This is a genomic window from Methylotenera versatilis 7 (assembly GCF_000799165.1).
GTDB classification, from domain to species: domain Bacteria; phylum Pseudomonadota; class Gammaproteobacteria; order Burkholderiales; family Methylophilaceae; genus Methylotenera_A; species Methylotenera_A versatilis_A.
Genome location: NZ_JUGF01000003.1, coordinates 119,511 through 127,447, shown reverse-complemented (window position 1 = coordinate 127,447; position 7,937 = coordinate 119,511). Strand labels below are relative to the sequence as shown.

The following is a 7,937-nucleotide window of genomic DNA, read 5'->3' as shown; positions in this document are numbered from 1 at the left end:
CTGGGCATTAGCGGACGACCTGAAAGTATGGACGGCAAAAGCATGGAGCCCATGCTGGCACACGGCATACAAGCCATGAGTATTGGATTTTTAGTCGATACCGATACGCCGATGGTTTGGCGCGGTCCAATGGTAACAGGCGCGCTGGAGCAATTATTACGTGACACCAAATGGCGCGATTTAGATTATCTGGTGATTGATTTACCGCCAGGCACAGGTGATATTCAGCTCACTTTAGCGCAGAAAATCCCGGTTACAGGTGCGATTATCGTCACCACGCCGCAAGATATTGCCTTGTTGGATGCACGTAAAGGTTTGAAAATGTTCGAAAAAGTGAACATCCCTATTTTTAGGTATCGTAGAAAACATGAGTACGCATATCTGTAGCAACTGCGCCATGAAGAACACATTTTCGGTGCAGGTGGTGGCGCAAAAATGTGTGCAGATTACAACGTAGATTTGCTAGGCTCATTGCCTTTAGATATGAGTATCCGCGAGCAAACTGATAATGGCAACCCAACCGTCATCAATGCACCGGATTCAAAAATCGCTAATATCTATAAGGAAATTGCACGTAAAGCGGCGATCAAAATCGCCAATGCCAGTCTAGATCACAGCAGTAAATTCCCGAATATTGTGATTCAAAATACTTAAATCGCAAGATGCGTTACCAAGGAAAAATTACGACTTGGAAAGACGATCAAGGCTTTGGTTTCATTACACCGAATGGTGGTGGAAAAGATGTTTTTATTCACATAAAATCTTTTACCCAAAACAAAAAAAGACCAATAGGTAATGAGTTGGTTACTTACGAAGTGCTTACTGGTGTGAATGGTAGATTAAGCGCCCAACAAGTGCGTTACGTAGGTGAAATTAATAACAGACCTGTGACAATTGGAAAAAGTGTTTATCCAATTTACTTCACCATAATATTTCTAGCGCTAATGTGCTTAGCTGTGTATTTAAATACTTTACCCTTGTTTATATTGGCCATTTACGCCATTACTAGCTTGGTCACATTCATTTTGTATTGGACAGATAAACGCGCCGCAAAAAAGAATTTACAAAGAACTCCTGAAAAGACGCTCCAATTATTAAGTCTTCTCGGCGGTTGGCCTGGCGGACTATTTGCACAAAGAGTTTTTCGGCATAAATCCGTTAAGCAATCGTTCCAATTCACCTACTGGACAACTGTTCTTATGAATATTGCCATTTTATTTGTGATTGCTTCACCAGCTGCACGTCGATTACTAAGCAAACTGCTGGGCGTTTAATTTTATTGTCGTGTTTAAAAAATGGATTCCCGCACCCGCGGGAATAACAGGCTACTTGAGCTCTACACCAAAACTATATACATCCACACCATTCTCAGGTGCAATCAAAGTCGCAGGAATCCTCACCCCTTTGCGCCAATTATCCACCGCTTCTTGTTTACCGCTACCCGTGACTAAAAACAACACTTCATGCGTGTTATTTAAACGGTTTTGACTCATGGTCACGCGGTCAGCAGGCGGTTTTGGTGCATCAAAAACAGGTACAGCATCTGCACTGTTATCGACAACCTGATTTGGAAATAAACTGGCGGTGTGGCCATCTTCACCCAAACCTAAAATGACCAAATCAAACGCACGCACGCCATTTAAAGTTTTTGCATAGGCTTTTGCGCCCTCTACATTACCTAATTCAGTTGGAATATCATGAATCTGGTTTTGTGGAATCGCTACCAGATTTAACCAGGCATCACGCGCCATTTTGCTATTGCGCTCTACATGATCTACTGGCAAACAGCGATCATCATTGTGATAAATATGCCAGTTCGCCCAATCGGCTGATTGCTGGCTTAATAATTGATACACACTTTTAGGTGTACTCCCGCCAGCCAACACCACTAAAAAGCTGCCGCGCTTATTAATAGCCTCTTCCGCTGCTGCCAAAATGCGCTTTACAGCAGCTTGGTTAATTGCATCTTGTGAGTTAAATGTATGCCAGCGCGTGTCAGAACTTAAGCCTGTGAGTGAATTATTTTGCATTGTAACCAACCTAATTGAAACTTTAAAATTGAAATTGAATTAAACCTAAAAAAGAAAAAAGCAGCCTAAAATCGCTCTGCTTTTTTTAAAAGTTTGATTATATTTATTCAGTCCTTCTGCATTTGAGAAGCACCCCTAAATTTGTTATAATTATACGCAACTCAATTAGATAATTCTTAAAAAAATTTTCTATATTTGATCGCACTACATCCATAAGATGAGTGCTTTTATCATCCTCATACCATAGGAAAATCGCATGAAATTAGCAATGATAGGCTTAGGCAAAATGGGCGGCAACATGGCTGCACGTTTATTACGTCATAAAATTGAAGTCGTTGGCTTCGATTTCAACAAAGAATTCGTCTCTAATCTAGTAGAAAAAGAAGGCATGATTGCAGCTGACTCAGTTGTAGATGTCGTGAACAAATTAGAAGGACAAAAAATCGTTTGGCTAATGTTGCCAGCTGGCGAAATTACCGAAAATCAAATCAATGACTTAATCCCGTTATTAAACAAAGGTGACATTATCGTCGATGGCGGTAACTCTAACTATAAACACAGCCAACGTCGCGGTGCAATGCTTGCAGAGCACGGCATTGGCTTTATTGATTGTGGTACTTCTGGCGGTGTATGGGGCTTGGATAATGGCTACTGCCTGATGTACGGCGGCGAGAAACAATATGCAGATGTATTGGCTCCTTATGCACAAGCACTAACTCACGCAGACCGCGGTTGGGCGCACGTTGGCCCAGTGGGCTCTGGCCATTTTACCAAAATGATTCACAACGGTATCGAATACGGCATGATGCAAGCATTTGCTGAAGGACTGGACTTAATCAAAGGTAAAGAAGCGTTCAACCTTGATTTGGCTCAAATCACTGAACTGTGGCGCCATGGTTCTGTTGTACGTAGCTGGTTGCTAGATCTGACTGCTGAAGCGTTAAAAGGTGATCAGTCATTAGAAGGCATCGCTCCATATGTTGCTGATTCCGGTGAAGGTCGCTGGACAGTAGTTGAGGCTGTTGAGCAAGGCGTTGCGGCGCCAGTATTGACAGTCGCATTACAGGCGCGTTTCAGAAGCCAAGATAAAGATGGTTACAGCTACAAATTATTATCTTTAATGCGTAATGCTTTTGGCGGCCACGCAGTTAAAAAGAACTAAATCAACTTAAATAAACGTCCTTATCTAAGTATCTTGAGATTATTTTCAGGATGATTTTTGGACGTTTTTTAATAAACCCATCGTCATTTCCATTTTTCGGGAATGACGCAATGGCGAAATTTTTACTTAAATTAAAATATTCAGGTTTTAGATAAGGCTTAGGAAATGACGCAAACCCTTGCAGCTAGTAACGATATTGACCCATGTACGCTTGTGCTGTTTGGCGCAAGCGGCAATTTAGCACGTGTAAAACTTTACCCTGGATTGTTTAGACTGGATTCTATTGGCCGCTTACCTGCGGACTTAAAAATCCTGGCCGTTGGTCGTCAAGAAGTGACTTTGGAAGCATGGCGTGCTGATATTAAAAGCATGTTGGATGCTAAATTCAAAAAGGGCTATGACGCAGCAGCATTTGAACGTTTCATTGCGCGTAACTATTATCATGCTAATCCACCAACTGACCCAGATGCATTTATCAAGCTTAAAAACACTTTAAGCAATGATGCAATTTTCCCGCAAAACTTAGCTTACTTTTTATCCGTACGCCCTGTAGATTTCGCACCGGTTGTGGAATCATTGGCAAAAGTTGGACTGACGCAGGAAGACAAATTCTGGCGCCGTGTGGTGGTTGAAAAGCCATTTGGTACCGATTTAGCATCAGCGAAAGAGCTGCAATCTGGCCTGACTAAAAACCTAAAAGAAAGCCAAATTTACCGTATTGACCATTATTTGGGTAAATCTGCGCTACAAAATATTCTGTTACAACGCTTTACTAACACGATATTGGAACCAATTTGGAACAATCAATATATTGATCATGTGCAAATCACCAATACTGAAATGTTGGGCGTGGGCGACCGCACACAGTTTTATGATAGTACCGGTGCATTGCGCGATATGATTCAAAGTCATATTCTGCAAACCTTGGCCTTAACCGCCATGGAGTTGCCAAAAGATTTAACGCCAGACGGCGTGCGCGATGCCAAGATTAAAGTGTTAGAACAAATTCGTCCAATTCCAGTAGACGAATTAAACAAACACGCTTTCCGTGCGCAATATGCAGCGGGCAAAGTCAATGGCGAAAAAGTACCGGGCTACTTAGAGGAATTGGGTAACAAAGATAGCGTGGTAGAAACCTATGCTGCGCTTAAATTGTTTATTGATAACCCACGCTGGAAAGGTGTGCCATTTTATATCCGCACCGCAAAACGCTTGCATGAAGCCGATACACGCATTTCTATCCGCTTTAAAAAAGCGCCGTTGCAAGTGAACGAGCAAGATCAAAACTGGCTAATTATCGGTATTCAGCCGCGTGAATGTATCAAAATGGAAATTCAAGCCAAAGTACCAGGTTTGGATATCAACACGCGAACCATTCAATTAGATGCGGCAAACCGTTTAGCAGAAGATGATACCGTTGATGCTTACGAAGCTTTGTTGCTTAACTTAATGCAAGGCGATAACTCAAATTACCTGCATATTAGTGAAGCCGAAGCGCAATGGCGTCTGGTTGATCCAGTGGTTAAGGCTTGGGCAGCGGATAAAACGCCTGTGCACCAATACCCTGCTGGCTCTAGTGACCCAGAAGCCTCAAAAGTTATTTTTGAAGCCGAAGACCAATTTTGGCGTTATAGCATTGAATTGGGCGGCGACAAACCCAACTAAAATGCACACTGATTTTTAGCAAAAACTTTTATCACACAATCTTGTAATGCACTTTATAATGCGCAATCTTAGTTAGATTAGCATTAGAAAAGTGCATTATTTTTTGCATCAAGACCAGAAAGCTTAAAGTACAAATATGAGTATAAAATCTGATAAATGGATACGCAAAATGGCTGAACAGCACGGCATGATTGAGCCATTTGAGCCGAATCAAGTCAAAATGAATGCTGAAGGTCAGCGCATGGTGTCATATGGCACATCTAGTTACGGTTATGATATTCGTTGCAGTAAAGAATTTAAACTGTTCACTAACTTGAATAGCACAATTGTAGACCCGAAAAATTTCGACCCGAATTCGTTCGTTGAAGTGAATGCCGATTACTGCATCATTCCACCCAATTCATTCGCGCTTGCCCGCACAGTTGAATATTTCCGTATTCCACGTAATGTATTAACCATCTGCTTGGGTAAATCGACCTATGCACGTTGCGGCATTATTGTGAACGTCACGCCGTTTGAACCGGAATGGGAAGGCTACGTGACACTAGAGTTCAGCAATACAACACCGTTACCAGCAAAAATCTACGCCAACGAAGGCTGCGCGCAAGTATTGTTTTTTGAAGCTGATGCAGATGATATATGCGAAACCAGCTACAAAGACCGTGGTGGAAAATACCAAGGGCAAGTTGGTGTGACTTTGCCCAAAATTTAAATAGACAATTTAAAACGGTAATTTAGCATTACCACCCAATTGCTGTGCCTAAAGGCCATTCCAGCCAAAGATTTATTAAAGGAATTTGAATGAAATTTCGTTTCCCGGTTGTCATCATTGATGAAGATTTCCGTTCTGAAAACTCCTCAGGCTTGGGCATTCGCGTACTCGCCAAAGCTATTGAAGCCGAAGGTTTTGAAGTGCTGGGAGTCACTAGTTATGGTGATTTAACCTCATTTGCACAGCAACAAAGTCGTGCTTCTGCCTTTATTTTGTCAATTGATGACAATGAATTTGTTGAAGGAAACCACGATGCTCTGGACAACTTACGTAAGTTTGTGGATGAAATCCGCTACCGTAACGAAGAAATCCCCATTTTCCTGCATGGTGAAACACGCACCTCGCGCCATATTCCAAACGAAATCTTGCGCGAACTTAACGGTTTTATTCATATGTATGAGGATACGCCGGAGTTTGTGGCGCGCTATATCCTGCGCGAAGCACGCACTTATTTAGATAGTCTGGCGCCACCATTTTTTAAAGCTTTAACAGAATATGCGGCCGACGGCTCTTATTCATGGCACTGCCCTGGTCACTCTGGCGGCGTCGCATTTTTAAAATCACCCGTTGGACAAATGTTTCACCAGTTCTTTGGTGAAAACATGCTACGGGCTGACGTGTGTAACGCGGTGGACGAGCTAGGCCAATTATTAGACCACACTGGACCTGTTGCGGCTTCTGAGCGCAATGCTGCGCGCATTTATAACTGTGACCATTTGTATTTTGTCACCAATGGTACATCGACCAGTAATAAAATGGTTTGGAACAGTACCGTTGCGCCAGGCGATGTGGTAGTGGTTGACCGCAACTGCCATAAATCGATTCTGCATGCGATTATCATGACCGGCGCAGTTCCCGTCTTTTTAATGCCTACGCGTAATCACTTTGGCATTATTGGGCCAATTCCAAAAAGTGAGTTTGAATGGGAAAACATTCAAAAGAAAATCGATCGCAACCCATTTATATTGGATAAAAACGCGAAACCGCGCGTGTTAACCATTACCCAATCGACTTATGATGGCGTGCTGTACAACGTAGAAGAAATCAAAGACATGTTGGATGGCAAGATTGATACGCTGCATTTCGATGAAGCTTGGTTGCCACATGCAACATTCCATGATTTTTACGGTGATTATCATGCCATTGGCGAAGGTCGCCCACGTTGCAAGGAAAGCATGGTCTTTTCAACGCAATCTACGCATAAACTGTTGGCAGGCTTAAGCCAGGCCAGCCAAATTTTGGTACAGGATGCCGAAAATAATAAGCTAGATCGCGACATTTTTAATGAAGCATACTTGATGCACACCTCTACCAGCCCGCAATATTCTATTGTGGCGAGTATCGATGTAGCCGCCGCCATGATGGAAGCGCCTGGCGGCACTGCATTAGTTGAGGAAAGCCTGATGGAAGCGCTTGATTTCCGCCGTGCGATGCGCAAGGTAGACGAAGAATGGGGTGCGGACTGGTGGTTCAAAGTCTGGGGTCCAGACGATTTAAGCGAAGAAGGCTTGGAAGAACGCGATGCCTGGATGCTAAAAGCCAACGACGCTTGGCACGATTTCGGCAATCTGGCCGAAGGTTTTAACATGCTTGATCCAATCAAAGCGACCATCATCACCCCTGGTTTGGATATTAAGGGTAACTTTTCCGATAAATTTGGTATTCCTGCGGCAATTGTCACTAAATACTTAGCTGAACATGGCGTGATTGTTGAGAAAACTGGCTTGTATTCATTCTTTATCATGTTTACCATCGGCATCACTAAAGGCCGCTGGAACACGATGGTGACGGCTTTACAGCAATTTAAAGATGACTACGACAAGAATCAGCCGCTATGGAAAGTACTGCCGGAATTCGTGCAAAAACAACCGCGCTATGAAAAAGTGGGCTTGCGTGATTTATGTGAAAAAATTCATGCTGTTTATAGAGCCAATGATGTGGCGAAATTAACCACTGAAATGTATTTATCCGACATGGTGCCAGCAATGAAACCAACCGATGCATTCGCTAAAATGGCACACCGTAAAATTGAGCGTGTAGCGATAGACGACTTGGAAGGTCGCGTAACAGCGGTGTTATTAACGCCCTACCCGCCAGGCATTCCGCTATTGATTCCTGGTGAGCAATTTAATAAAGTCATTGTCAATTACTTAAAATTTGCCCGTGAATTTAATGAGAAATTCCCAGGTTTTGAGGCTGACAATCATGGATTGGTTAAAGAAATAGTAGACGGAAAAGCAGTTTATTTTGTGGATTGTGTAGAAAAATAAACGATTTTCACCTAATTTAATCTCACTATTTTTTGTGT

The 7,937-nt window shown here is 42.7% G+C and carries 6 protein-coding genes and 1 pseudogene; 6 read left to right on the top strand and 1 reads right to left on the bottom strand.

The window, feature by feature from the left end:
• Positions 1-654: pseudogene (locus K370_RS11820) on the top strand (P-loop NTPase).
• Between the two features lie 8 nt (positions 655-662).
• A complete protein-coding gene (locus K370_RS11815; RefSeq protein WP_047538578.1) occupies positions 663-1,274 on the top strand; it encodes a DUF1294 domain-containing protein in 612 nt (203 codons plus the stop codon).
• A 51-nt stretch (positions 1,275-1,325) separates the two neighbouring features.
• Here K370_RS11815 and pgl read toward each other — a convergent pair whose 3' ends face one another.
• A complete protein-coding gene (gene pgl / locus K370_RS11810) occupies positions 1,326-2,030 on the bottom strand; it encodes a 6-phosphogluconolactonase (protein WP_047538581.1) in 705 nt (234 codons plus the stop codon).
• Positions 2,031-2,286: 256 nt separating this feature from the next.
• On the opposite strand from pgl, the gene gnd reads away from it, so the two are divergent.
• From gnd to K370_RS11790, 4 genes are all read left to right on the top strand, one after another.
• Positions 2,287-3,192 carry a phosphogluconate dehydrogenase (NAD(+)-dependent, decarboxylating) gene (gnd, locus tag K370_RS11805; protein ID WP_047538584.1) on the top strand — a complete coding sequence of 302 codons (906 nt, stop codon included), beginning with the start codon at positions 2,287-2,289 and terminating at the stop codon, positions 3,190-3,192.
• Between the two features lie 165 nt (positions 3,193-3,357).
• The gene (zwf, locus tag K370_RS11800; RefSeq protein WP_047542184.1) at positions 3,358-4,857 is read left to right on the top strand and encodes a glucose-6-phosphate dehydrogenase; all 1,500 of its coding nucleotides are present in this window, start codon (positions 3,358-3,360) and stop codon (positions 4,855-4,857) included.
• A 136-nt stretch (positions 4,858-4,993) separates the two neighbouring features.
• Positions 4,994-5,569 carry a dCTP deaminase gene (gene dcd, locus K370_RS11795; protein WP_047542182.1) on the top strand — a complete coding sequence of 192 codons (576 nt, stop codon included), beginning with the start codon at positions 4,994-4,996 and terminating at the stop codon, positions 5,567-5,569.
• An 89-nt stretch (positions 5,570-5,658) separates the two neighbouring features.
• On the top strand, positions 5,659-7,899 hold the full coding sequence (locus K370_RS11790; protein ID WP_047542180.1) for an arginine/lysine/ornithine decarboxylase: 2,241 nt from the start codon (positions 5,659-5,661) through the stop codon (positions 7,897-7,899).
• Positions 7,900-7,937 lie beyond the last annotated feature (38 nt).

What these genes read in the sequence shown, in the direction of transcription:
- K370_RS11815 (WP_047538578.1), top strand. Translation starts at nt 663, where the DNA reads ATGCGTTACCAAGGAAAAATTACGACTTGGAAAGACGATCAAGGCTTT.
- pgl (WP_047538581.1), bottom strand. Translation starts at nt 2,030, where the DNA reads ATGCAAAATAATTCACTCACAGGCTTAAGTTCTGACACGCGCTGGCAT.
- gnd (WP_047538584.1), top strand. Translation starts at nt 2,287, where the DNA reads ATGAAATTAGCAATGATAGGCTTAGGCAAAATGGGCGGCAACATGGCT.
- zwf (WP_047542184.1), top strand. Translation starts at nt 3,358, where the DNA reads ATGACGCAAACCCTTGCAGCTAGTAACGATATTGACCCATGTACGCTT.
- dcd (WP_047542182.1), top strand. Translation starts at nt 4,994, where the DNA reads ATGAGTATAAAATCTGATAAATGGATACGCAAAATGGCTGAACAGCAC.
- K370_RS11790 (WP_047542180.1), top strand. Translation starts at nt 5,659, where the DNA reads ATGAAATTTCGTTTCCCGGTTGTCATCATTGATGAAGATTTCCGTTCT.